Raw genomic sequence first — 25,311 nt, forward strand, 5'->3', positions numbered from 1 at the left:
TTAATAATTTAAGTTTAATTCTGATTTTAAAAAGTCTATAAATTGTCTGGCTGTTCGTCCGGATCTACCATTATTTCTAGTAGCCCATTGTTTGGCTTTAAATTCTAATTCTTGTTGATCTAAATTAATATTTTCTAGTTGGGCTAGATGGTTAATTATGGTTAAATAAAGATCTTGATTAGCAGGTTCAAATGTTAAAGTTAAACCAAAGCGATCGCTGAAAGATAATTTCTCTTGTAAAGTATCCCAAGCGTGAATTTCGTCTTGATCGATCGGACGAGGACGATCTGCAAAAAATTCTCTCACTAAATGTCGTCTATTGGATGTGGCATAGATCACAACATTGTCAGCTTTTGCTGTTAAATTCCCTTCTAAATATACTTTGAGGGATTTAAAAATTTCATCATCTTCTTCAAAGGATAAATCATCAACAAAAATAATAAATTTTTGCGGTTGATGGCGCAATTTTTCCATGATTAAAGGTAACTCTTTTAATTGAAATTTATTAACTTCTATTACTCTTAAACCTTCCTGATAATAAGCATTTAATAATCCTTTAATTAAAGAAGATTTACCCGATCCCCTACTACCATAAAGTAAAATATTTAAAGCTTTATAACCTTTTAATAAAAATTGAGTATTTTTAATTAAAGTTTGTTTTTGATCTTCATAACCAATAATTTCATCTAAAGTTATGCGATCGGGTTGTTTAATGCCAATAAATTGTTGATCTTGCCATGTAAAGGCCTGAAATTTTGCAAAAATTCCTGTGCCTTTTTGTTGATAATAATTAGCTAATTCTTCAATAGCATCAGCCCAATTTTCATAATTTTCAAAGAAACTTTTAATTTTATTTTCCTGTTCCCATGTGACTAAAGAATAGGGTAATTGGGCGGCAATTTCTACCCATTGACTTAATTGTTGAGAAGTACAATAATAGAGTTTTTGTAAAATAGTTAAATCCTGTTTTGTGGCATTAATTAAAGCAGGTGACAATTGAGAAATTGGATTAATTTGTACTTGTTGACTAAAGGGATTATCACTGATTAAAATTTGACTAATTAAATAATCTTGCCAACTTTTATTTTCTTTTGCTAAGGCTTGAAATAAGTTACCATAAGCTTCTAAACAATTAACAACTGCTGTTTGTTGGGCATAATCTTTTCCATCTTTATTATTTAAAGTTTGTAGTAGGGTAATAAAATTTTTTCCTATTTCATTATTTAAAACTGATTGAAATAATAATAAAGATGCTACTTGATGATAAACTAGACGACTTGATGAGGTATTTAAGGTATTTTGATCCAACATAATAATTTAAGTAATAAATAATAATTGATCAGTATAATAGCCATCTTTCCTATGATGGCATGATCTAGGATTGTAAAAAAATAAATTTAGTTCAATAAATTGAACTATTTTGATTAGCCGTGAAATTACACTTCGACAAGCTCAGTGCAAGATTTCACGGTGGGATTAATATTTTAAGAGAGAACTTTTGAGTAAATAACTAACTTTAAATTTGAGTTCAAAGTTAATCATAGAAATTCAATAAATTAAATTATAGCAATCCTAAATTAGTCGTGACAAGAAAAATTAACATTTTTGTTATTCGTCAGGTGCTATTTAGAATTGCTATAATTAACTATTAACTATTAATTATCAATTATCAATTAATAATTAACTATCTATTGCCATTACCGGAAATTTTAACACCATAATTAACTCGACAACCAAAATTTAAAAGATTAGTCCCACATTCAAGGGGAATAAATTGATCATTTTTCATGGCCGTACAACTGATATATTGATTATTATCAGTGTCTTTAATCATACATTCAATAGGTGTTGCACCTGATCGAGCCGACCATTGTTTCATGCCCCAAACAGCAACTAAATGTTGCCAGAAAAAGGCAATGATCACAATACTAATAACAAGGGAAATAATTAAAGTTAATCGAACTTTCCAACTACTAAAAAAACCATTAATTTTTGTAGTAAAATCGGTTAATATTTCCTGTGGTTGAACCTGATTAGAAGTAACTTGTTGATCTTTAACGGGTTGAGTTGTAGTTGGGGTTGATTTTTTTTCTTGAGTATCTGTCATAGGATTAATGCTTGAAAAAATATTATGATTAAGATTATTTTAAAAGATTTTTTTTGATTTGACTTTAATTTTAAAATAAGAAAAAGATAAGTTTATCAATTATAAACCATAATTGATAAATTGTTGCTAATTTATGATTAATTTTTCTTGATCGTCAATTATATAAATTTTATTTGATCACAAAATTAACTCAATCAATCTTTAATCGTTTCCTTATTTGAGGCTTCAACATATTCTGAATCAATAAATTTAATTTCTTCAACCATAAACACAATTTTAAATTTTTGATTCATTTCTTGAGAAACAAAATTTTCTACTAATAAAACTTGTTTAGGAGTAATTTCTTCTTCTGTTTTCACATTTAAAGTGATTTGAGGAGGATTTTTTGTCCAATTAATTTTTAATTCATTTAAAATAATATTTCTTTGTCCTAATGTAACTGTTTTATTAAGTAAAGTTTGTCTAATGGTTTCTTTGATTTGGGCTTGTCTTACCAATTGGAAAAAACTGATCCCTAAAGGAATCAATAATAACCCCGTTAAGCCTAAAGCCCAGCCTAAGGCGTGACTTGGCTCGGTATATCCCGCCACAATAAAGATTAACATACAGGCAAGGACAATCCCTAATAAATTGGTCAGATAGAGCAACAATGCCCCCATACTATAGCCAAAATCCCCTTGAGAGAAGGTTAAGCCCACCACACATAAAGGAGGCATTAAGGCCACTGCGATGGCTGTTCCCGCTAACACATCGTTGACTTTTCTTCTCACCTTAGCAAAACCGCTCACCCCTCCAGCCGTTACGGCAATTCCCAAATCTACTAAATTGGGTTGAGTTCTCGCTAATACTTCTGAGCCAAAACTCGGTATTCCTGCAATTTTACCGATGATAAAAGATAAAGTTAAAGCTAAAAAAGTGCCTCCGGTAATGGATAAGAGGGATTTTTTAAACAGATGATAATCACCCTCTAAAGCTCCGAAAGCCATAGCTCTTAAAGGTAACATTAAGGGGGCAATGATCATCGCACCAATAATGACGGCGGCACTATTGCCAATTAAGCCAAAAGTGGCGATCAAACAGGAAGAAATAATGAAAAAAATAAAATTAAGATTCCAACTGGCATCCTCATCTAAAGCTTTATAGAGTAAATCAATTTTTTTTTGCCCAACTCTAGGAGGAAGTAAGGGATAAATCCAATTTTGCCAGAATTTCTTAATATTTTTAGTAAAAAGATTTTGATTCATAAATTTAACTAAGAAAATTAACTAAAAAAATCAAGAAACTAATTTAAAATTAATGGTAATTACGATTATAAATTTTCCCCATTAATTCCATTAGTAAATCAAGGATAAATTACCTTAATCTTGACTATTTTAACTTAAAAAACTTTGAATTATCATGATGGAGATTAATTTCTTTAAAGATCAAATAAATTTAGTGGGTATTGCCCACCTTTGATTTAATTACAAATACTGACTTAATAATAATTAAATCAAGAAAGATCATAAACTTTTAATTTTGGGTTTCAGACATATTATAATTTAGTAATAACTAAGCAGTAAAAAATTAAAACTAATAAATTAAAAATAATAACAAATATGCAATGATTAATGACTAATAGCTCATTTCTTGATATGATTAAAATTTGGTCAATAAACTTTATCTAAAATTATCATCTTATGACTACTTTTTTATTAGAAATTGGTACAGAAGAACTACCTGCTGATTTTGTGGCCGATGCGATCGCTCAGTGGAAAACTCTGATTCCTCGGAGTTTAGAGGAGCATTTTTTAAGCTCAGAAAAAATAGAGGTTTATGCTACACCCCGAAGATTAGCACTTGTTATCAGTGGATTACCGGAAAAACAGGCCGACAGGGAAGAAGAAATTAAAGGGCCTCCAGCTAACTTGGCTTATAAAGATGGAAAACCTACTCCTGCTTTAGAAGGGTTTGCAAAAAAACAAGGAATTAATTTAGAGGATATAGAACTTAGAAACACAGGTAAAGGCGAATTTATTTTTGTTCAGAAAAAAATAAAAGGCCAATTAACCTCAGCCATTTTACAAAAATTAAGCCCTCACTGGATCACCAGTTTAGAGGGCAGACGTTTTATGCGTTGGGGTGACGGTGATCTGCGTTTTCCTCGCCCGATCCGATGGCTAGTTGCTCTTTTAGATGATCAAATTTTACCCCTCACTTTAGTTAATGGCTCAAGCACCGTTAACAGCGATCGCCTTTCCTGTGGCCATCGAGTCTTACACCCCCAGTTAGTGAGCATCCCACAGGCTCAAGATTATGTTAACACCTTAAGAGGGGCTAAAATTGAGGTTGATCCCCAAATCAGAGAGAAAAAAATTAGAGAACAAATTGAAACTTTAGCTAAAAATGTCAATGGTCAAGCAATTATTCCCTCTGAATTATTAGCAGAAGTTATTAACTTAGTAGAATATCCAACCGCAGTTTTAGGTAAATTTGATGATGATTTTCTGAATTTACCCGATGAAGTTATTACCACCGTGATGGTTAAACATCAGCGTTATTTTCCGATTAAAGACAATCAAAATAATGGTAAAATTTTACCCTATTTTATCACTATTGCCAATGGAAATCCCGAAAAAGCAGAAATTATTGCGCAGGGAAATAGTAGAGTAATCAGAGCCAGATTAGCAGATGCTCAATTTTTCTATAAAGCTGACTGTGACGAACATTTAGACAGTTATTTACCCCAATTAGAAAATGTGACTTTTCAAGAGCAGTTAGGCTCAATGCGCGATAAAGTAGATCGCATTATGGAAATAGCTCAACAAATTTGCGATCAACTCAAATTAAGCCAAAAACAACGCACGGCCATCGAAAGTACAGCCATGCTATGTAAAGCCGATCTAGTGACTCAGATGGTTTATGAGTTTCCTGAGTTACAGGGGGTGATGGGTGAAAAATACGCTCTTGTGAGTGGGGAGTCGCCGGAGGTAGCGAAAGGAATTTTTGAGCATTATTTACCAAGGGGGGCAGGGGATAAAATGCCTCAAAGCCTGACAGGGCAAGTAGTTGGCCTTAGCGATCGCCTTGATACGGTGGTTAATATTTTCGGTTTAGGTTTAATTCCCACCGGATCGGCGGATCCTTTTGCATTGCGCCGAGCTAGTAATGGGGTAATTAATATTATTTGGCACAGCAATTTAAAGATTAATTTATTAGAGATTTTAGAAGCAACTGCCAAAGATTTTGCCATTGCCAATCCGGATCAACAATCACCTTTAAATTTAGTTAAAAACTTTTTTGGAGAAAGGTTACGCACCCTCTTAAAAGATGATTTAAAAATTGATTATGATCTGGTAAATGCGGTGTTAGCAGAAACAGATCAACAGGCCTTAGATCGGGCTTTAATTGATATTTTAGACTTAAAAAATCGGGCGATCTTTTTACAAAAAATTCGTCAAGATGGCCAGTTAAAAGCCATTTATGAGACAGTTAATAGATCCGCTCGTTTGGCACTTAAAGGTGATCTCGATCGTCAAACTTTAGAGCCTCTTAATATTATTAAAACTAATTTATTTCAAAAGTCTTCAGAAAACAATTTTTATGAAGGTTTAGTTAAATTAGTTTCCATTACTAAAAATGCACAAAAAGAGCGAAATTATCAAAAATTAGTAGATGGTTTAAAAACCATTGCTCCCACCGTAGCGGAATTTTTTGATGGGGAAAATAGTGTATTAGTGATGGATGAGGATCCTAACATTCAAAAAAATCGTTTAAATCTATTAGGATTATTAAGAAATCATGCCCTTGTTTTAGGTGATTTTGGAGCAATTGTTAAGGGTTAAAATGTAACAATTACTTGAGTAATTTACCATAAAAAAGTCGGAGATTTAAAAAATTTCCGACTTTTAAAACTAAAATTAATCTTTCAATTTGGAGATAAAAAATTAAAACTTAAATTTGTGCAATTACCTCCATTAATTCCTGTTCAAAAACCACTTGAGCGCGGTTAGTTTTCCCCCCAAAATAAAAGCGATCACCCTGTTGTAAAGCCCAAATTTGAGAATGGGAAACATAACTCATGACAACTCCTAACATTAATAAAGCAAAACCAGTATAAACAATTGGAACGCCCGGATCCGCTTTAATTTGTAAACCCGTACTTCCTAATAATTCATGAATTTTAACCTTAACTCCATTAATTTCTTTTGTCATACCTGGGCGCACCGCACTGATTAAATCCCCTGTTTGATTATAAATAAATAAAGTACCTTGTAAGTCTTTAGTAATGAGGGAAACACCCTCACTTAAATCAGGTTTTGTGGGGATAAAAGTACCCCAAATTTTAGCACCATTTTCCGTTGGTAATAAAGCCATTGGTAATTTAAAAATAGGGCTATTATTTAATTGAACTTTTACCGATGAAATACCCCAACTTGTTTGATACAAAGTAACACCATCATAGCGTAAAGGTTGATTAACAAAAATAGTTTTTCTGTCTAATTCTTTACCCTCTAAATCAATCACTGATAAATCAGAATAAAATTGATCAATTACCCCATCTGGAGTATAATCAATCCAAAAACGATTAACTTTAACTTGCCAATCTTTAGGAATATTTGAATCGGCCAAAAGACCAGCTTCAATAATATTTTTAACTCGAAAAGTTTGGCCACTTTCAATCATTTCTTGAGCTTTAAAACCCGTAAACAATCCCCAAATTGCACCTAATAAAATTACAATCATTCCTAAGTGAACAATAATCGGCCCGATCTTGCCAATAATACCTTTTCTGGCATATAAACTATCATTTTCTTGAAAGATTTTATAGCCTTTTTTTTGTAAAATAAGAGTCAAAGAATTGAGAGAACCTTTTTCTAATTCCGTAGAAAAAGCTAGTTTTTCAAATTGACGGGGTTTATGATAAAATTGCCAATTTTTAGCGGCCTTTAAAGCGGGGACTTGACGAGTAAAAGTACAGGCAGTTAAGCTACTACCAAATAACACCATTAACCCCAAAAACCAACTGGTTGAATAAACATGATCTAAACCAACAAAATTAATAACTTTCCATGTTAAAAAGCCAAATAAAGCGGGACTTTCTGGATAATTAGCTTGATAAAATGCTAAACTTTCTCCCTGTTCAATAATTGTTCCGGTAATACTAAAAATTGCTAATAATAATAAAAGAATAATTGCTAATCTTAAATCAGCGATAATTTTAATTGTTTTTTTGAAAATTTGTTGAGGAAAATTCAATAAATTTTGATTAAAAGATACATTAGAATCAGTCATATTTAATTCATTAATTGCAATTAATTTTTTATTTTAAATCTTAAATCATTGTCAATTGTCCATTGTCAATTGTCAATTGATTTTTCGCACATTTTCAATATATTTTTCTACTGTTTCAATAATCAGCGATCGCAGATTAAGATAAGGTTGGGCAAAAGGAGGCTGAGTTTCCGTTAAACCAAGGAGATCAGCCGTTACTAACACTTGCCCATCACAACATTGCCCCGCTCCGATGCCGATCGTAGGAATGGTTAATTTTTGAGTTATTTCAGAGGCTAATGAGTCTGAGATATGCTCTAAAACCAGAGAAAAAGCTCCGGCCTGTTGCAAGGCGATCGCCTGATCCATTAGTAAGGCCGAACTTTCAGGGGTTGTCCCCTGTTTTTTTAAGCCTAAAAGATGGATTGACTGGGGGGTTAAACCAAGATGTGCCATGACGGGAATCCCTATCTGGGTAAGCTTTTCAACCGTTTCAATCATGGCAGGATGACCGCCTTCTAACTTAACCGCTTGGGCGTTAGTTTCTTTTAAGACTCGCCCGGCCGAGCGAAGGGCTTGGGGTATGCTTTCCTGATAACTTAAAAACGGCAGATCGCAGACAACTAAAGCCCTTTTGACTCCACGACAAACGGCCTGAGTATGATAGATCATTTGTTCTAAAGTGACGGGTAAAGTAGTGGAATAGCCTAAAGCCACGTTAGCCAAGGAATCACCCACTAAAATAATATCAACTCCGGCCTGATCCAATAACGAAGCGATCGCATAATCCCAAGCCGTTAAACAACTGATTGAACGACTTTTTTGTTTCCATTGTAATAATTTTTGTACGGTAACAGCCATTAGTTAAGTTATTAATAATAAATATTAAATAAATAGATAATATCAATTACAGCTTTTGTCTATGACAATCATTATAACTTTTTTCTGATTAGATTTTTCACTTATTTTTAATATTAATTAATCAAAAAAAAAGGGGACAAGATTAAACCATATTACTAACAATTCCTGACCATTGTACCTTTTTTTGTTGGGTGCGACGATAGGAAAAGAAATGTTCCGGTTGTTGATAGGTACAATAGGGCGCGATCGCTATCTGTTCATCTTTCAAACCCATTTCTTTTAACTGTAACCAGTTGATTGTCCTCACATCTAAACGTACTTTACCCTCATTTTCATCGGGTAATAAGGGAGAATTATTAAGATTATGTAATGCGTCTAAAATATCTTTTTTATTACTAATATTAGTATTATTTAAAAAACTTAAACCCACTTCTACGGCAACATCCTCAGAAACCTGATAAACTTTACCTGAAATAGCGGGACCCATCACAATCACTAAATCCTTTAAATTACTACCAAAATTTAAAAATTTACTAATTCCCTCTGGTACAATTCTTTGAGCCGTACCACGCCACCCCGCATGAATGGCCGCTACTTGACCAGTGGAGCGATCGGCGATTAAAACAGGAGTACAGTCAGCCGTGGCCACCCAGACCCCTTGTTTTTCTTTAGTTGAAATGACTCCATCAGCCGATGGTAAAAGAATTTCAGGATGATTAAGTTGTAAATGTTCATGAATTTGATCGGGCATTAAAATTTGATTTCCATGAACTTGTTTAACCCGATAACTATTAGCAAAAGGGTCTAAAATAGGAATTAAATCTTCAGGTAAACGGGGCGAAAATTGTTGAGTAAAAAAACCATGAGACCAAGGCTCTAATAATTCACAGGTGAGATAGGATAAACCTTCCCACTCTTGCCATTGCCAATTTACATTATTATTTTGAGGATGTGAAAGCATAATTTAAGTAATAAGTACAGAACTTTGGATATTAAATTATTATTATATTTTATATTTGATTAATATTAAAATTTTTTTTCAAAAGTAATCATATTTTTATGTTTTACCAATCAAGGCCAATAATTATTAACAATTAAATTAATTATTTTTAATTAATTCTAACTTATTTATATTCAAAAATTAAATTCCCTCCTCAAAATAATCCGAATCTATTTTTTTTACACAATAAATAGAAGCAGAAGCAACTCCCACATCATAATCTATCATTAATTGAGCTAATTGTTCACCATCAATTAACACAATTTTACTGGTAATTTGCTTAACATAATCTATAGCTTCTTGGGTAAATCTTGAGGTAGTAATAAAAATTCCTTTATTCGCTTTTTTCCCTGCTAACGCACCTGCAAACTGTTGAACTTGAGGACGAGAAACTGCATTTTCTGTCCATCTTTTTGCCTGAATATAGATGACATCTAAACCTAATTTATCTTCTTTAATAAAGCCATCTATACCACCATCTCCTGATTTACCGATCGCTTTTCCTGCATCAATTTTAGAGCCTCCATAGCCCATTTTAACTAATAATTCAACTACTAATTTTTCAAAAAAATAAGGATTTATTGATTTAACTTTCTCTAAAATTTCATCTGCTAATTCATCTCTTAAAGTTTGATAAGCTTCCTCTAAAGCTTCGGCCGGAGTAATCGAATTATTATCATTTGAATCTAAATTTTCTTCATCAGAATTATTTTTCTTTTTACGAGTACCTTTTAATTTTCTAAACTCTTGAAAGCTTGGATATTGTTCTAAAAATTTTATGTCAATTTTAATAGGATTAGTTTTTAATAAATCTAATCCTGATTGAGTGATTTTACTATAACCTCGTCTAGTTGATTCAACTAATTCAGCTTTTTTTAAATAGATGGAAGCCCAACAAACCCGATTTAAAAAACGAGTTTGAACTCCACTAGATAAAATTTCTTTAATTTCATCTTCTGTTAAGTTAAAAATTGTACTTAAATATTCGGTAGCATCATTCATCGTTATTTCATCATGAACTTCTGCATAATATTTAAGTAAGGGAAGCATAATAGTTTGAAAATCAGGAATAGCCATTTTTTTATTTAGATTATTATTAATTTTTTTAGTTTACCATTTTTCTACTGTTGGCCTATAAAGCCATTGATTAATTTTTTCTTGATCAACAAATCCTTTTAAAGAAGGGTCTGGCCAGAAGTGTATTTTTTCTAAACATCCTAATTCTTTTCCCGCTATTTCAAGAAATTCCCATTGTTTAATAAAAGTCTCAGCCCATGATTGTCTAGTCATAACTAATTTAGCAAAATCTAAACCTGCGGCTAACATTCTATTTCCATTACTTCCTCTGGCATTAATTGGCTCCCAAAATATTACTTCTGGATTAATTTTCATAAATTTTTCTAAATTAAATTTAAAGTCATCTAATGTCATTAAAGGAGGAGTCGGAGCCATAGCAATGTATAAACGACAATTGGCTTTATATCCTTTTTCTAATGCTTTATATCTATCAGATGATAAGGGAGCATTAATTTCAATTTTTTTTAATAATTCATCATTAATACAAGGAATACTCATGCCTAATGTAATATTAGGATTAACTAAAATATCTAAATCATTTTGCCATAATAAACCACGAGTTAAAATTCTAATTTTTTTATTATGTTTAAGCAAAACTTCAATCGTTTGACGAGTAATTTTAGCTATTTGTTTATTTTGATAAGGATCAGTTCCCGAACAAAGTAAAACAACGCCTTTCCCTGAAGGGGTTTTTTCCCATGTTCTTTTTCTACTTAAAATTTGATCTAATTTTTCAGGTATTCCTTCTCTAACAAATAGATATTTTCCCCAATCTAATTGAGGATTTTCTACTCCTTTTTGATGTAATTTTTTTTGTTGTGTTCTAATACTCGGAGTCGAAGGTACATAGCAAAATGTACAGCCATGAAGACATCCAGAAGCTATATTAACAACATAATCACATAAACTTTTTTTATTTAATGCACTCTTTTGAAGTGGATTAACAATTTTTTCTGTTCCAGTAATCATAATTAGTTTTCATTATTTTTGATATTTTACTTTTAAAAATTTTTTCTAAAATTAAAAGTTGGAAATATTAGTTTTTGTTCAACTCTTTCAATTATATCATTATTTTCTAATTTCAAACTATTCGTTATTTTCCCATTTCTTTTAACTTTAATTACTTTGTCTTCTCTTAAAATTTTTAGAGATTCATAATAATGTTTTCTAATGGCAGGATTAAGCTCCATTGTTCTCTCACAAAGTTGTTTAAAACTAAAAGCTTCTGGATTATGATTAATCATATTAAAAATATTATTATTTAGTTTATTAATACAAAGTTGATCACCATCTTGACTAATATCAAATTTCAAATCTAGTTGATTTTCTTGATAATAAGATGCTGTATTAAATCCATAACCATAAACTTCATAATTATATTGATAGTCTAAATTATTAAATTTCCAACTACCATCTTTCATGACTTCTAATGCTCTTAAATGATGACAAATATGAACTAAATAATATTCAACTCTGTGTTCATATTTAGACATCATTGCAAATGTAATTATTTTTTTTGCATTTCCTCGATCTCTTAATAATCTCATTAACTCATTTCGATAAAATGCTTGTTCTCCAAATTTATCTAAATTTCTAAGTTCATTAATATCAAAATATCCATCTGCTTCAAGTATTTTGTTAAAGGCTTCTCTACCTGTCCAGCTTATCCCATCAATAAATCTGTAGATATAATCAATCATAAATGTATAAATAATTTCTGAATTTTTAAGACTATTTATTTTTCTAAAACTATTCATAGAAACATCAGACCAACCAAAAGGATCAAGAAAAAATAATGAATTTCCTTTTCTATTTTTGGCAACTGAACAACAATAATCAACTCTATTTTCAAATTCATCACAAATAAATTCGCACTCAACTGTTAAATTTTCTTCTTGAAATCTCTCAATAATATGTTTTTCTTCATCTAACAATTGTCCAAAACCTGCTTCTGGAAAAACAAAATTTTTTAGACAATTCAAATGAGCTTTTTTGCTATCAATAAAAATAAATTTTACATCTAAAGAATGATGTCGTGGTTGAGATTTTAAATAGCCTTCTTTAACTGCATTAATTAAACGAATTGGTGAGCCATACCATTTATCATTTGATTCTGGATCGTGATAAATACCTCCACCACAAAAGCCATCAATAAATGTAAAAGTATTGATTCCACGAGGAAAAGGTTGTCCATAAAGAGTATAAATATAATCAATAACATATTGTTCCGTTAATAAATGTTTAGTTTTAGTATGAGGTTCTATTGTGAGAATAGTTTTACCATCAGCAGACCATGTAGTATTAGATTTACTCATAATTGACTCTCCTTAATTATTATATCTAATTTTATCACTTAAAATGTAATAATCGTCAACATTAACCTATTATAACACTTAAGCTAGTTTTTCTAATTGATTAATGGTAACATTTGATTAAGTATAATCAATATCAATGCAAATAATATCACAAGTATCATTAACATTAACTACTAGATTATTACTTATTTCTCAACAATTAATCATTATTTCTTTTTGATTTCTAAATCATATAACCTTATTGTTTAAAATGAGAATTGCTGTTATTAATAATTTCTTTGTGCGATCAATTGTGAATTGTGATATAATTTTCCATTAAAGCTAGGGGTGTCTGAGTAAGATCAGGCTGAGAAATACCCTTAGAACCTGAGTCTGGTTCAGACCAGCGGAGGGAAGCTGTTTATTTAAGGAACTTTTAATATGAGAACTGAATGGGTTGCGAAACGGCGTGGTCAGGAAAATGTGTCCCAAATGCACTACGCCCGTCAAGGTTTGATCACTGAAGAAATGCACTATGTGGCAAAACGGGAAAATCTCCCTCCTGAGTTAATTCGGGAAGAAGTGGCTAGAGGCCGCATGATTATTCCCGCTAATATTAATCATACTAATTTAGAGCCAATGGCCATCGGGATCGCTTCTAAATGTAAGGTTAATGCTAATATTGGCGCTTCTCCTAACTCCTCTAATTTACAGGAAGAAGTGGATAAATTAAACCTAGCGGTTAAATATGGTGCTGATACGGTGATGGATCTATCCACCGGAGGCGGTAACTTAGATGAGATCCGCACCGCTATTATTAAAGCGTCTCCCGTACCCATTGGTACTGTTCCCATTTATCAGGCTTTAGAGTCTGTTCATGGACGCATCGAAAATTTAACCCCTGACGACTTTCTCCATATTATTGAGAAACACGCCCAACAAGGGGTTGACTATATGACCATCCATGCGGGTTTATTAATTGAATATTTACCCCTTGTGCGTAGTCGGATCACTGGTATTGTGTCTCGTGGTGGCGGTATTATTGCCCGTTGGATGTTACATCATCACAAGCAGAATCCTCTGTATACTCACTTTGATGATATTATCCAAATCTTCAAAAAGTATGATGTTTCCTTCAGTTTAGGGGATTCTTTACGCCCCGGATGTACCCATGACGCTTCCGATGAGGCTCAACTTTCTGAACTTAAAACTTTAGGTCAATTAACCCGCCGTGCATGGGAACATGATGTACAGGTAATGGTGGAAGGGCCTGGCCATGTACCGATGGATCAAATTGAGTTTAATGTGCGTAAACAGATGGAAGAATGCTCTGAAGCTCCTTTCTATGTTTTAGGCCCCTTAGTAACTGATATTGCCCCCGGTTATGATCATATCACCAGCGCGATCGGTGCGGCCATGGCGGGATGGTATGGTACGGCCATGTTATGTTATGTTACTCCGAAAGAGCATTTAGGCTTACCTAACGCCGAAGATGTGCGCAATGGTTTAATTGCCTATAAAATAGCGGCTCATGCGGCCGATATTGCCCGTCATCGTCAAGGTGCGCGCGATCGAGATGATGAATTATCCAAAGCCCGTTATAATTTTGACTGGAATCGTCAATTTGAGTTATCCTTAGACCCAGACAGAGCAAGGGAATATCATGACGAGACTTTACCTGCGGATATTTATAAAGAAGCGGAATTTTGCTCCATGTGTGGGCCTAAATTCTGTCCGATGCAGACTAAAATGGATGCAGACGCATTAACGGAATTAGAAAAATTCTTAGCTCAAGAAGATGCTAAAAAACAATTACAAACTGTTTAAATAAAGAGGATTTAAGCTTATATTCTAACCCCCCTGTCCCGGACTTTGAAAATGCCCTTTAAAAAATGCTCTGCTTTTCAAGGGGAGGCGAAGGGGGGTTGACTAATCAAATTTTCTTAAAAATTCTCCGGCGCTTCCCTCACAAAAGCTAAATGGGGACGTAAGATCCCCGATCCACTCAACCAAACTAAACCTTCAGAAGTACCAATCCATAATTTATTACCCGTGTCAGGAGATAATGATAAAATTCGATTGGAAGGAAGGTTGGCCAGTCTAGCGATCACTGCCCCCGTATCAGGATTAATTCTTAATAAGCCGTTTTCTGTGCCTACCCACAAGGTGCCATCTTGATCAAAACTCAAAGATTGAACATTTTGCCCCCTGAAAGGTGTGACCGATCGCAACACTTCACGGGTATTAGGAGCAATGACTAATAAACTATTTATAGTACCGGCCCAAATTTTACCATCGGGTGCGGTGGCTAAAGTTTGCACCACACTACCTTGAATATTGGCTTGTCTTCCCGTAATAAACGCATTAGCCGTATTTACCCTCACTAAACCCTCTAAAGTTCCTACCCATAAATTACGATCATTATCTAAAGTTAAACTATTGGCGCTGACTCCGGGTAAATCCTGTAAAGTGGTCATTAATAAGCCCTGATCGGGGCTGAGTAAGGCTAAACCCCGATCCGTACCTACCCATAAATAACCACGATGATCCACCAATAAGGATAAAATGCGAGTGGATGGTAAAATGATATTTTGGGCTGTTACCTGATTAGAACGGGGATCAACTCGATATAAACCCTGTTCAGTGCCTACCCATAAACGATTCATTCGATCCATCGTCATGGTTTCAATGCGATAGTTAGGTAAACTCACACGGGCTACGATCGCTCCGGTATGAGGGTTAATGCGAGTTAAACCGAGCCATGATCCCACCCAGAGATCACCAGTAGGATCCTTTTGTAAAGCCGTTACTCGAAAATCTCTTGTGGCATAATCTTGATTATTAACGGGGGGTAAAGCGTTATTATCATAAGGGTAAGCGGGGACAAAATCCCCTTGATCAATGTAGGTGGGGGTAGTATTATTATCTTCAGTTTGAGCCAAAGTCAAGCCATGAGGGGTAGTAGTAAAACCTAACACTAAAGTCAGCAAAGCAAGATATTGAGGGAATGGCTTAATCATAGTTCGATTTGAGGTCATGGGAACTAAACTTTTAAAGCAACGGCAAAAATAGGGTATTAAAAATAGCTTGAAGCCTTAAATTATATTTTACAATAAAGATGAAAGATTGACCAAAAATCACGGTTAAATCATCTCTTTTGATTTTAAAGAAGGTAAAATTAAAATGATAAGTAGTAATGAATCAGAATTTGTCCTTTTTATTCAACATGGTTGGCATGATGAAAGTAAAAGTTTTCAACTTTTGGCTAATAGTCTTGCTAACTCGAAAACTAAAATTATTATGCCCAATTTAGGGTATGTTAATACTTGGCTTAATATTGATAATTTAATTAAACAAATAGAAAATGAACTATTAGAAACTTTAACTAAATATCCTAATCATAAAATTAGAATTATTGCCCATTCTTTGGGGGGTTGTATTTGGGTTGAATTATTAAATTTATATCAAGAATTATTACCGAAAATTGATAGTTTAATTCTGTTAGGATCGCCCATTGGAGGGGCTGATCTAGCCAGAATAGTTGACCCTTTTGGGGTGTTACCAACTATTGCCAAAGATTTGGCCAAAAATCGCCGTCATTTAGCGGAAAAAATTGCTCAAAAAGTCTCTATTTTAGTTATTACAGGTAATAAAGATAATGGTAGTGATGGCACGGTTATTGAAGGGGCAACTTTAATTAAAGGGGCAAAATTTATTAGTTTATCTGGCTTAAATCATCGAGATTTGCGTAATCATTGTTTAGTGATTGAAACGATTAAAAAATTTTGGCAAGGGCAATTAAATCTATCAGAAATTAAGACAAATATTAATGATGAAAGGGAAAAACTTATTACTATTTTACGTCAAGTTAAGGGCATGACTGATGCCCATTATCGTGATTTTAAATCTGCGCAAATTTATCATACTTTATCTAGTGGTTTAAAATTGAAAATATGGAAAAATCCCGCTCAAGTTGATCATGTTTTTTTAGCAGATCAAAATGATCATTGTTTATATGCTGGTTTTGTGGGGTGGCTTCATCGTCAAGAGTTACAAAATACCCTTAATTTGATTAAATTACACTATTAGTAGATAATAATTCTTGAGCGGCTTCTAAAATTTCTGGCATAATATCTTTTAAATCTTCTCGATGTTCAAGATAGGTTTTTAATGCTGAGAGGGGAGAAATGGTATTTTCTGTGTTAAATTGGGGGAGGCGTGGCCTTGCTAATTGACTGATTAATTGGGGGCGAATGGTTGAATTATGGGCTTCTTGCAAGGCTTCTTGAATGATTGTTTGATTAATTAATTCTATTTGATCGCAACGTAATTTATAAATTAAACGCACTAATGAATCTTTAATATTGTGGGCAAAAATTGCTTTTAAAATTGCTTTTTGTGGATCTTCTTTTTCGGATACATCTATCTCTATCGTACAAAAATTACGAGCGGGTAAGGGGCAAAATTGCCATTGAGTTTGGCCTTTTTCCATCTCAATTAAAACATAACCTTTTGCTTCTTTTTCTTCACTAAAATCCACCCTTTCAATGCTTCCGGCGTAAACAATAGGAGGATTATTGTCAGGATTAAGATTTTGATGTTTATGAATATGGCCTAAGGCCACATAATCTAATTCTGAGCGTATTAATAAAGATAGGGGCAAAGTAAAACCCTTTCCTACAGCCAAAAATCTTTCCGCCCCTAAACTAGCTCGATCAGCCATTAAATGTCCTAATAATACGGTGGGTAACTGAGGATTAAGTCTTCTAATCTGAGCTTCTAAAGCTGGTTCAAGCTTTTTGATTAATAATTGATTAATTTCTTCAAGGGAAAAACCCTCAGTTTCAGGGCGAGTTAATAAGGTATTTTTTAAAAGCCAAGGAAGGGTAATCACCTGTATTTCTCCGTTTTTAGTGTTAATGCAATGGGTAGCAAGGCGATCGCCCACGATAAACCCCGGAACGGCTAAAGTACGATAAATAGAGAGACTTGCCCCCCCATGGCCTTGGGAATGTTGATCATGGTTGCCCACTAATAAAACTGTGGGGATCTCGGCATCGGCTAAACGGCGAAATTGAGCGGCAAAAGCCTCATGGATGTAAGGGGCAGGGGTAGCATCAGGAAAGGCATCCCCCCCAAATAAAACTAAATCTACCGGAAGCTCGATCGCGCGATCAATACAAAATTCAAGGGCTTTAATAAAGTCTTCTAGGCGGGTATTACGCCCCGTTTGGGGGTTAATTTTACCGTAAGCCAACCCGCTACCCATGTGAATATCTGATAAATGGAGAATTTTAATCATTTATTTTTTAAACAAATAATAAGTTATGATTTTGTCATTAGTCATTGGTCATTTGTGGGATGGGCTTCTAGCCCCTTACAAGATAATTGTCAATTGTCCACCGTCAACTGTCAACTGATTAACCCTTTTTAAGGAGGTTATTTTGTCATCTTTCTCAGGTTTAGAAACTATTACCCTTCCTCCCGCCAATGGAAAATCCCCTGAATATTTAATTGTGGCCTTACATGGTTGGGGAGCAAACTATCATGATCTAGTGGGCTTAGTGCCGATGTTTAATTTACCCAGTTATCAATTTTTATTCCCTAATGCCCCTTTTCCCCATCCTCAAGTACAGGGGGGGAGGGCATGGTATGCCCTAGAAACCAGTCATTATCAGGGTTTAGCCGAAAGTAGAGCCATTTTATTTGACTGGTTACAAACTTTAGAGGAAAAAACACACATACCCCTCGATCGCACCTTTATGGTGGGATTTTCCCAAGGGGGGGCGATGTGCTTAGATGTGGGGATCCAATTACCTTTAGCGGGAGTTTGTAGTATTAGCGGTTATTTACATTATCAACCCGAAATAATTGAAAATCATACCTTTCCCCCCGTTTTAATGGTACATGGAAAAATAGATCAGGTAGTACCCTTGAGCGCCTCCCATCAAGCCAGAGATGAATTAAAGGAAATTGGGATGAAAATTAATTATCATGAATTTCCTTTGATGGGGCATGAAATACCCCAAGAAGCATTAAATGTTATGCAAAAATTTATTGAGCAAAATTCTTAAATCGTTATTAGTTATTTGTTATTAGTTATTGGTAACAAAGCTTTAGCTTTCTTTTTAAAACTAATTATTTGTCACTTTCTATTTAGAACTGCTATATTTTATTAATTGACAATTGATAATTGTTGAATAAGTTAATTTATTCTAACCAATAACGAATAACAAATAACAAATAATCATGAGCTTATGTATTAATCCCAATTGTAAACAACCCAATAATTCAGATCAGAATTTATTTTGTCAATCTTGTGGCTCAGAACTTCTGATTAGTGGACGTTATCGTATTATTAAATTATTAAGTGATAAGGGCGGTTTTGGCAATACTTACGAAGCCATTGACTCTCATCATCACCCCAAAGTTGTTAAAATATTAACAAATAATCATCCCAAAGCATTAGAATTATTTAAAAAAGAAGCGGAAGTTTTAACCCAATTAAATCACCCCGGAATACCTAAAGGTGAAGGAGAAATAACTTATTTTCCCAGAGATAGTCAACCCCCTTTACACTGTTTAGTGATGGAAAAAATTGAGGGAATGGACTTAGAAGAATATCAAAAACAACGCAATAATCAACCAATAGATCAAAGTTTAGCTTTAGAATGGTTATTACAATTAGCTAATATTTTAAATGAAGTTCATAGCCATAACTTTTTTCATCGAGATATTAAACCTTCTAATATTATTTTACGCGCCGATGGTCAATTAGCTTTAATTGATTTTGGGGCAGTACGTCAAGTTACAGCTACAATTTTGGGAGGAGGGCAAAATACAGGCATTTTTACCCCCGGCTATGCCCCCCCTGAACAAGAAAAAGGTTATGCTGTACAACAATCAGATTTTTTTGCTTTGGGCAGAACTTTTATTTTTTTATTAACAGGAAAAAATCCCACGGATCCAGAAATTTATGATCATTATAATAATGAATTAAATTGGGAAAAATACGCTACAAATTTAACCCCAAGTTTAGTTAATTTTATTAATTATTTAATGGCCGAAAAAGCAACCAAAAGGCCTAGTGATGCCACAACTTTATTAAGAGAAGTAACCCAAATAAATCAACAATTTAATTCACCCTATCGCTATGAAAATCGCTATCAAAAACAGGCAGAAATACCTGCTACCATTGTTAATAAATCTGCCCAAAATCAGGGAGCAATTGTTATTTATGCTAACTTTTGGAAACGCTTTACGGCGGCTATTATAGATAATATTTTAATTGGCATTGGGGTTAGTTTTATCGGTGGATTTTTTAGTTCACTTTTTTTATTAAGTGGAGATAGTGACGCATTTCTTGGCGCTACAATTGTAGGCACAAATTTTTTTGGACAAATAGCCGGAATTATTATGAGTTTAGTTATCTTATTTAATCCCTCTGATCTTGACAGTGAATCAAAAATAGTAACGATGGGATTATTAATAGGAATTATTTTAAAATGGCTCTATTATGTATTCTTTGAATCAACAGAAATAGGGGGAACAATTGGTAAAATGATCATGGGTTTAAAAGTTACCAATATTCATGGAAATCAGATGTCTTTTGGACAAGCTAATATTAGATATTGGACAAAAATTCTTTCTTCACTTATTTTTTATTTCGGTTATTTTTGTGCAGGTTGGACAGAGAAAAAAAGAGCTTTACATGACTTACTTTCTGATAGTTTAGTTATTCAAAAATAGTTGAGTTATTGGTTATTTCTTTTAGCACAGGCATTGATAAATAAAATACAAATATTAGTTCAATTTATTGAACGATCACTGTTAGCTTTGAAATTAATTTCAAAGAGGTTTAATTATTAATAGGTATCCCTTAAAGCATTAAACCGCCTCGCAATAAATTGACGATTCTAATATAATTCATTCAATAAATTGAACTTAATTACTATTAGAAATTATTTATTTTTTTATATTTTTTAGTTTCTTAAGATTAAAAATAACCTCAAAAGCTGATCGAAAAAAGTTTATCAAGATCAGACAATTCGATTTTGAAAACCCTTTACTTTAACAGTCGGGGAGTTTTTATACAGATAAAGGATAACACTTAAATATTAACAAAATCACCGACTTTTTGGAATCTAATGCTAAAATATTATTACAAATAATCAATAACAAATAACCAATAACAAATAACTAATTATTATGTCTCTTTGTATTAATCCTAATTGTACTAACCCCGAAAATCAAGATCAACAATTATTTTGTAATTCCTGTGGCTCAGAATTATTATTAAATGGACGTTATAAAGTCATGGGTTTATTAAGTGATAAAGGCGGTTTTGGTAATACTTATGAAGTGATCCATAATCATCAATTAAAAGTATTAAAACTTTTAACAAATAATCATCCTAAAGCCCTTGAATTATTCCAAAAAGAAGCGGAAGTTTTATCCCATTTAAACCATCCTGGTATCCCAAAAGGTGAAGGTATTTTTAATTATTTTCCCCGCAATAGTCAAACCCCTTTATATTGTTTAGTCATGGAAAAAATCGAGGGTATGGACTTAGAAGAATATCAAAAACAAAGACAATTTCGCCCCATCGATCAAGACTTAACTTTAGAATGGTTATTACAATTAATTGATATTTTAAATGAAGTCCATAGTCATAATTTTTTCCATCGAGATCTTAAACCTTCTAATATTATTTTACGCCCCGATGGTCAATTAGCTTTAATTGATTTTGGAGCAGTACGTCAAGTTACTGCTACAATCTTAGGAGGCGGTCAAAATACAGGAATTTTTACCCCCGGTTTTGCACCACCTGAACAAGAAAAAGGTTATGCTGTTCCCCAATCTGATTTTTATGCTTTAGGGCGGACTTTTGTTTATTTATTAACAGGAAAATCACCCATTCATCCTGATATTTATGATCGTTATAATGACACATTAAATTGGCGCTCTCATGCCCCTCAAATTATTCCAGAATTAGCAGATTTTATTGATTATTTAATGGCCGATAAAGTTATTAATCGCCCCCAATCTACTCAACTTATTTTACAACAATTAAAGGCCATTGAAACTAAAATTAAACCCCCTTCTTTACTGCCCACAGAACAAAATACCTCTAGTGTTTTACCAACTTTTGTGATCAAAAATCAACAATTTAATCCTAATATTAATCGCCGAAAGCTTTTAACCACAATCGGTTTAATGACAGGAGGTTTATTTTTAGCAGTTGGAATTAACAAATATATTAAATTTAAAAATAAGAACAACACCAATAATAACAATAATAATCCTCCCGATTTTACCAATGCAGAAACAATCACAGTCGCACAAGATGGCAGTGGAAATTATACAAATATTAGTAGTGCTATTACTAACGCCTCAGCTAATAATATTATTATGGTTAAACCCGGATTATATGAAGATTATTTTATAATTAATAAACCCTTACAAATTATTGGAGAAGGGACAAAAGAAAACATCATTATTCAATGTCAAGATTCCTTTTGTTTAGGGATGAACACTGATTATGCTGAAGTCAAAAATATGACATTTAAAAGATTAGCAGGAGATGAAAAAAAAGATGGTTATACTATTGATATTAGTCAGGGTAATTTGATTTTAGAAAATTGTGATATTGTGTCAGATTCCCTCGCTTGTATTGGTATTTATGGCATAAATACTAGCCCAGAAATTAAAAATTGTTGGATTCATCAAAGCACAAAAGGAAGTGGTCTTTATTTCTATGAAAATGCTAAAGGTTTAGTTACAAATTGCGATATTTATGATAATACTTTATCGGGAATTGCTATTACTAGCGGGGCCGATCCTCAGATTAAAAATTGTAAAATTTATCAATGTCAAGGTAATGGGATCTATTCCTACGAAAATGGCAACGGTTATATAGAAAATTGTTTAATTTATGGTAATAAATCTTCAGGAATTGGTATTTATAAATTTTCCGATCCTTCTATTAATCAATGTACCATTTCTGAGGGGGGAATTTTTATTGATGAAGATGGCAAAGGTACGATTGAAAATTGTACCATTACAAAAACAACTTTAGCATCAGGAATTGAAATCAAATTAAGAGGAAATCCTTATATTAGAAATTGTCAAATTTTTGACGGTAGTTATAGTGGAATTTATGTGCATAATTATGGTAGTGGCTCAATAGAAAATTGTGACATTTATAATAATCGTTATCATGGCATTATTATGGAAAATAATGGATCACCTTATGTTAATCAATGTAAAATTCATGATAATTCTGAAGTGGGCATTCTTTGTTATCAAAATGGTATTGGTACGGTGGAAAATTCCCAAATTTATACTAATACTTTTTCAGGGGTAGAAATAAGAGAAAATGGCAATTTAACCCTTAAAAATTGTCAAATTACTCAAAATAAACAACACGCTATTTTTGCCCATCAACAAGCACAAGGAACGATTACAAATTGTGATTTAACAGGTAATGGTTTTGAGGCTTTAAATATTGATAATACTTCTAATATTCAACAAACTAATAATAAAATTTGACGTAACCTTTTACTAAAAAAAATAAAATTTGTTTTGTTTAGTCTTGATCATATTTAAAACCTAATTAACTAACTATTAATTAATATTTTATTCATCTTCAAGTAAAGTTTGAGAAACTACCCAAACTTTATTATTTTCTCTCCCCACAATTAAAACTTTATCTCCTTTTTGAAATTCTTTAGCCTCTTGAGTTACCGCTACACAATCAAGCATTGATCCTTGAATATTAATGCTAATTTTACCCTTACTTTCTTGATTAAAAGGAACTTCCACAACTCCGAATAAACCCGCTAAATCATCACTTTTTAATAAACTATTAGCTTGATTTTTTCGCAAATTTCTTAAAACAGTTACCATCGAAATGCCACAAGTTAAACCCACAAAAAGAGATAAAATAAAAATAATTAATTGAGAATTAACTATTTTTAAGAAAGAAAAAACCAAGCCAGTTAACCCAAAAAAACAAAGGCCAAAAGTCCAAAATTTTAAGCTAGTAATAGGCAAAATTGTTAAAAATTTTTGCCATAAAATAAATGATTTTTTTTCTTGATCTTCATCTTCATAAGGTACAATTTCTACATCAGACTCAAAATCATGATCAATTTCTAGTTCAAAATCTGCTCCATCTAGCCCCCCTAAAGCCGATAAGCTAACAAAAATTCCCCCAATAATAAAGCAAATAAGATAAAGATTAAACATCATCACAATTAGTTTTTTATGATCAATTTTATAATAATTTATTTGCTTAAATTTTAACATAATTTGAGTATTGCTATCAACAATTGACAACTTTTAACCCTCATTAATCAATTGTCAATTGTCAACAGATAAAAATGACTGCTATATTTTAATTATGATAATTAATTTATAATATTTATAATTGATAAAAATACCTTCTTAACTATGAATTATCATGTTACGCCTCTTTTTGATTTAACCCAAGAAGAAGCGATCGCCATTTTACAAACCCCTTTAGATCAACTGCCCGATCCCTCTGACAAGTATCTCGCCGCCTCCTATTTAGCTTTTTTCCCCAGTGAAGCATCAATTCAAGCCTTGATCGCCACAGTGGAAAATTCTTGTGATCATCTTTACGATCGCCTGACTCGTCGCAAAGCCATCGAAAGTTTAGGAAGATTAAGAGCCATTGAAAGCTTAGAATCACTAACTCAATGTTTAGAAGATGAAGATCCCTCAATTGTAGAAAATGCCGTTTCTGCGATCACTGAAATTGGAACAAATGATTTAAAAATATTAGACAAAATAACTCAGCTTTTAGAGAAAAAAAATTACAATTATCGTAAAATAATTCAATCTTTAACCGAATTAAATTATCAACCAGCGGCCAGAAAAATTAAGGCTTTTACCACTTCAGTTAACGAAAATATTGCCAGTATGGCCATTGCTTCCCTCGCCAGATTGACGGGAGATTACTCCCAAATGCCCAAAATTCTGAGTTTTCTTTACCATGCCAAGGGTAACGATCGCCGAGACTGTATTCAAGACTTAATAGACTCAGAATATTATGAGGGTATAGAGGCAATTATTAAATGTCCTGTGTCAATAGTTTTTCGCTTAAGGGCAATCAGATTATTAGCCAAATCAGGAATAAATGATCATCAAATCACTTTTAAAAGTATAAAACCTCATTTAGAAACAGTTTTAAAAGATCATGTTCAAGATTTTAAATTTTTGTATCAATATGATCAAACACCGAGTTTAGAATTTTTAATTAATGAACTTTATGACAATGATTTTGAAAGATGTTATTTAGCCACAAAATATATAATTGAATTATATCAAAAACAAGCCCCTAAATTATTAATAGAATCCTATCAAGAAAAAGCCAAGAAAAATTATACAGCGCATTATCATTTTATTAAACTTTTTGGTTACTTAAAATATGCTCCCGCTTACAATATCTTATTAGAAGAAGCCCTCTTTAATAAAGAGCCACAATTTCAAAAATCACGTCTAGCTGGAGCAATTTCTTTAGGAGAAATAGGCGATCAAAAAGCAATTCCTGAATTAAAAAAAGCCTTAGAAACTAATCTTTGGGATTTAAAATATGCCTGTTTCATTGCGTTAGAAAAACTAGGAGCAGGCCTCAATCAAGATCAACAAAAAGAATTAATTTTTCCTCAGAATTAATACCATTTACAAAAAGT

General features: G+C 32.7%; 19 protein-coding genes and 1 riboswitch. Of the genes, 7 read left to right on the forward strand and 12 right to left on the reverse strand.

The features are described 5' to 3' along the window. The 3 genes from Anndu_RS16810 to Anndu_RS16820 form a co-directional block, all read right to left on the reverse strand. Window positions 1-1,311, reverse strand: coding sequence for an ATP-binding protein (locus Anndu_RS16810; RefSeq protein WP_464102293.1), 1,311 nt, complete (start codon window positions 1,309-1,311; stop codon window positions 1-3). A 373-nt stretch (window positions 1,312-1,684) separates the two neighbouring features. Continuing rightward, window positions 1,685-2,107, reverse strand: coding sequence for a hypothetical protein (locus Anndu_RS16815; RefSeq protein WP_464102294.1), 423 nt, complete (start codon window positions 2,105-2,107; stop codon window positions 1,685-1,687). A 194-nt stretch (window positions 2,108-2,301) separates the two neighbouring features. Next, complete coding sequence (locus tag Anndu_RS16820; RefSeq protein WP_464102295.1) at window positions 2,302-3,351, reverse strand: TIGR00341 family protein; 1,050 nt, start codon at window positions 3,349-3,351, stop codon at window positions 2,302-2,304. A gap of 435 nt (window positions 3,352-3,786) precedes the next feature. Between Anndu_RS16820 and glyS the strand changes: the two genes are divergently transcribed. Then, the gene (gene glyS, locus Anndu_RS16825; protein WP_464102296.1) at window positions 3,787-5,931 is read left to right on the forward strand and encodes a glycine--tRNA ligase subunit beta; all 2,145 of its coding nucleotides are present in this window, start codon (window positions 3,787-3,789) and stop codon (window positions 5,929-5,931) included. Window positions 5,932-6,040: 109 nt separating this feature from the next. On the opposite strand, the gene Anndu_RS16830 is transcribed toward glyS, so the two are convergent. The 6 genes from Anndu_RS16830 to tcmP form a co-directional block, all read right to left on the reverse strand. Beyond that, window positions 6,041-7,381, reverse strand: a complete 1,341-nt coding sequence (locus Anndu_RS16830) for a cytochrome c biogenesis protein (RefSeq protein WP_464102297.1) — start codon at window positions 7,379-7,381, stop codon at window positions 6,041-6,043. Window positions 7,382-7,453: 72 nt separating this feature from the next. Continuing rightward, window positions 7,454-8,221, reverse strand: a complete 768-nt coding sequence (gene panB, locus Anndu_RS16835; RefSeq protein WP_464102298.1) for a 3-methyl-2-oxobutanoate hydroxymethyltransferase — start codon at window positions 8,219-8,221, stop codon at window positions 7,454-7,456. A gap of 142 nt (window positions 8,222-8,363) precedes the next feature. After that, the gene (gene pgeF / locus Anndu_RS16840) at window positions 8,364-9,182 is read right to left on the reverse strand and encodes a peptidoglycan editing factor PgeF (RefSeq protein WP_464102299.1); all 819 of its coding nucleotides are present in this window, start codon (window positions 9,180-9,182) and stop codon (window positions 8,364-8,366) included. A 180-nt stretch (window positions 9,183-9,362) separates the two neighbouring features. Next, the gene (locus Anndu_RS16845) at window positions 9,363-10,298 is read right to left on the reverse strand and encodes a restriction endonuclease (protein WP_464102300.1); all 936 of its coding nucleotides are present in this window, start codon (window positions 10,296-10,298) and stop codon (window positions 9,363-9,365) included. Between the two features lie 33 nt (window positions 10,299-10,331). Further along, a complete protein-coding gene (locus tag Anndu_RS16850) occupies window positions 10,332-11,267 on the reverse strand; it encodes an SPL family radical SAM protein (RefSeq protein ID WP_464102301.1) in 936 nt (311 codons plus the stop codon). A gap of 32 nt (window positions 11,268-11,299) precedes the next feature. Next, window positions 11,300-12,613: a three-Cys-motif partner protein TcmP gene (gene tcmP, locus Anndu_RS16855; protein ID WP_464102302.1), complete on the reverse strand. Its 1,314-nt coding sequence runs from the start codon at window positions 12,611-12,613 to the stop codon at window positions 11,300-11,302. Window positions 12,614-12,926: 313 nt separating this feature from the next. Continuing rightward, a riboswitch (TPP riboswitch) is annotated at window positions 12,927-13,024 on the forward strand. 9 nt (window positions 13,025-13,033) lie between these two features. On the opposite strand from tcmP, the gene thiC reads away from it, so the two are divergent. After that, window positions 13,034-14,419: a phosphomethylpyrimidine synthase gene (thiC, locus tag Anndu_RS16860; RefSeq protein WP_464102303.1), complete on the forward strand. Its 1,386-nt coding sequence runs from the start codon at window positions 13,034-13,036 to the stop codon at window positions 14,417-14,419. 116 nt (window positions 14,420-14,535) lie between these two features. On the opposite strand, the gene Anndu_RS16865 is transcribed toward thiC, so the two are convergent. Continuing rightward, a complete protein-coding gene (locus tag Anndu_RS16865) occupies window positions 14,536-15,612 on the reverse strand; it encodes a ligand-binding sensor domain-containing protein (RefSeq protein ID WP_464102304.1) in 1,077 nt (358 codons plus the stop codon). Window positions 15,613-15,775: 163 nt separating this feature from the next. Between Anndu_RS16865 and Anndu_RS16870 the strand changes: the two genes are divergently transcribed. Further along, window positions 15,776-16,681 (forward strand): esterase/lipase family protein, encoded by a 906-nt coding sequence (locus tag Anndu_RS16870; protein ID WP_464102305.1) that lies wholly within the window; start codon window positions 15,776-15,778, stop codon window positions 16,679-16,681. On the opposite strand, the gene sbcD is transcribed toward Anndu_RS16870, so the two are convergent. Then, on the reverse strand, window positions 16,665-17,894 hold the full coding sequence (gene sbcD / locus Anndu_RS16875; RefSeq protein ID WP_464102306.1) for an exonuclease subunit SbcD: 1,230 nt from the start codon (window positions 17,892-17,894) through the stop codon (window positions 16,665-16,667). The two genes, Anndu_RS16870 and sbcD, sit on opposite strands and share 17 nt — an antisense overlap. Window positions 17,895-18,036: 142 nt before the next feature. Between sbcD and Anndu_RS16880 the strand changes: the two genes are divergently transcribed. The 3 genes from Anndu_RS16880 to Anndu_RS16890 all read left to right on the forward strand — a co-directional run bounded on the left by Anndu_RS16880 (window position 18,037) and on the right by Anndu_RS16890 (window position 23,143). Then, window positions 18,037-18,666: an alpha/beta hydrolase gene (locus tag Anndu_RS16880; RefSeq protein ID WP_464102307.1), complete on the forward strand. Its 630-nt coding sequence runs from the start codon at window positions 18,037-18,039 to the stop codon at window positions 18,664-18,666. A 175-nt stretch (window positions 18,667-18,841) separates the two neighbouring features. Beyond that, complete coding sequence (locus Anndu_RS16885; protein WP_464102308.1) at window positions 18,842-20,341, forward strand: protein kinase domain-containing protein; 1,500 nt, start codon at window positions 18,842-18,844, stop codon at window positions 20,339-20,341. A gap of 459 nt (window positions 20,342-20,800) precedes the next feature. Next, the gene (locus Anndu_RS16890; RefSeq protein WP_464102309.1) at window positions 20,801-23,143 is read left to right on the forward strand and encodes a pectinesterase family protein; all 2,343 of its coding nucleotides are present in this window, start codon (window positions 20,801-20,803) and stop codon (window positions 23,141-23,143) included. An 87-nt stretch (window positions 23,144-23,230) separates the two neighbouring features. Here Anndu_RS16890 and Anndu_RS16895 read toward each other — a convergent pair whose 3' ends face one another. Continuing rightward, window positions 23,231-23,902 (reverse strand): NfeD family protein, encoded by a 672-nt coding sequence (locus Anndu_RS16895; protein ID WP_464102310.1) that lies wholly within the window; start codon window positions 23,900-23,902, stop codon window positions 23,231-23,233. Window positions 23,903-24,046: 144 nt separating this feature from the next. Between Anndu_RS16895 and Anndu_RS16900 the strand changes: the two genes are divergently transcribed. Beyond that, a complete protein-coding gene (locus Anndu_RS16900; RefSeq protein WP_464102311.1) occupies window positions 24,047-25,294 on the forward strand; it encodes a HEAT repeat domain-containing protein in 1,248 nt (415 codons plus the stop codon). Window positions 25,295-25,311: the final 17 nt, after the last annotated feature.

The organism is Annamia dubia NIES-4383, from assembly GCF_055394725.1.

What these genes read in the sequence shown, in the direction of transcription:
- pgeF (WP_464102299.1), bottom strand. Translation starts at nt 9,182, where the DNA reads ATGCTTTCACATCCTCAAAATAATAATGTAAATTGGCAATGGCAAGAG.
- Anndu_RS16850 (WP_464102301.1), bottom strand. Translation starts at nt 11,267, where the DNA reads ATGATTACTGGAACAGAAAAAATTGTTAATCCACTTCAAAAGAGTGCA.
- Anndu_RS16895 (WP_464102310.1), bottom strand. Translation starts at nt 23,902, where the DNA reads ATGTTAAAATTTAAGCAAATAAATTATTATAAAATTGATCATAAAAAA.
- thiC (WP_464102303.1), top strand. Translation starts at nt 13,034, where the DNA reads ATGAGAACTGAATGGGTTGCGAAACGGCGTGGTCAGGAAAATGTGTCC.
- sbcD (WP_464102306.1), bottom strand. Translation starts at nt 17,894, where the DNA reads ATGATTAAAATTCTCCATTTATCAGATATTCACATGGGTAGCGGGTTG.
- Anndu_RS16900 (WP_464102311.1), top strand. Translation starts at nt 24,047, where the DNA reads ATGAATTATCATGTTACGCCTCTTTTTGATTTAACCCAAGAAGAAGCG.
- Anndu_RS16810 (WP_464102293.1), bottom strand. Translation starts at nt 1,311, where the DNA reads ATGTTGGATCAAAATACCTTAAATACCTCATCAAGTCGTCTAGTTTAT.
- Anndu_RS16870 (WP_464102305.1), top strand. Translation starts at nt 15,776, where the DNA reads ATGATAAGTAGTAATGAATCAGAATTTGTCCTTTTTATTCAACATGGT.
- Anndu_RS16845 (WP_464102300.1), bottom strand. Translation starts at nt 10,298, where the DNA reads ATGGCTATTCCTGATTTTCAAACTATTATGCTTCCCTTACTTAAATAT.
- Anndu_RS16885 (WP_464102308.1), top strand. Translation starts at nt 18,842, where the DNA reads ATGAGCTTATGTATTAATCCCAATTGTAAACAACCCAATAATTCAGAT.
- Anndu_RS16890 (WP_464102309.1), top strand. Translation starts at nt 20,801, where the DNA reads ATGTCTCTTTGTATTAATCCTAATTGTACTAACCCCGAAAATCAAGAT.
- Anndu_RS16830 (WP_464102297.1), bottom strand. Translation starts at nt 7,381, where the DNA reads ATGACTGATTCTAATGTATCTTTTAATCAAAATTTATTGAATTTTCCT.
- panB (WP_464102298.1), bottom strand. Translation starts at nt 8,221, where the DNA reads ATGGCTGTTACCGTACAAAAATTATTACAATGGAAACAAAAAAGTCGT.
- Anndu_RS16820 (WP_464102295.1), bottom strand. Translation starts at nt 3,351, where the DNA reads ATGAATCAAAATCTTTTTACTAAAAATATTAAGAAATTCTGGCAAAAT.
- tcmP (WP_464102302.1), bottom strand. Translation starts at nt 12,613, where the DNA reads ATGAGTAAATCTAATACTACATGGTCTGCTGATGGTAAAACTATTCTC.
- Anndu_RS16815 (WP_464102294.1), bottom strand. Translation starts at nt 2,107, where the DNA reads ATGACAGATACTCAAGAAAAAAAATCAACCCCAACTACAACTCAACCC.
- glyS (WP_464102296.1), top strand. Translation starts at nt 3,787, where the DNA reads ATGACTACTTTTTTATTAGAAATTGGTACAGAAGAACTACCTGCTGAT.
- Anndu_RS16865 (WP_464102304.1), bottom strand. Translation starts at nt 15,612, where the DNA reads ATGATTAAGCCATTCCCTCAATATCTTGCTTTGCTGACTTTAGTGTTA.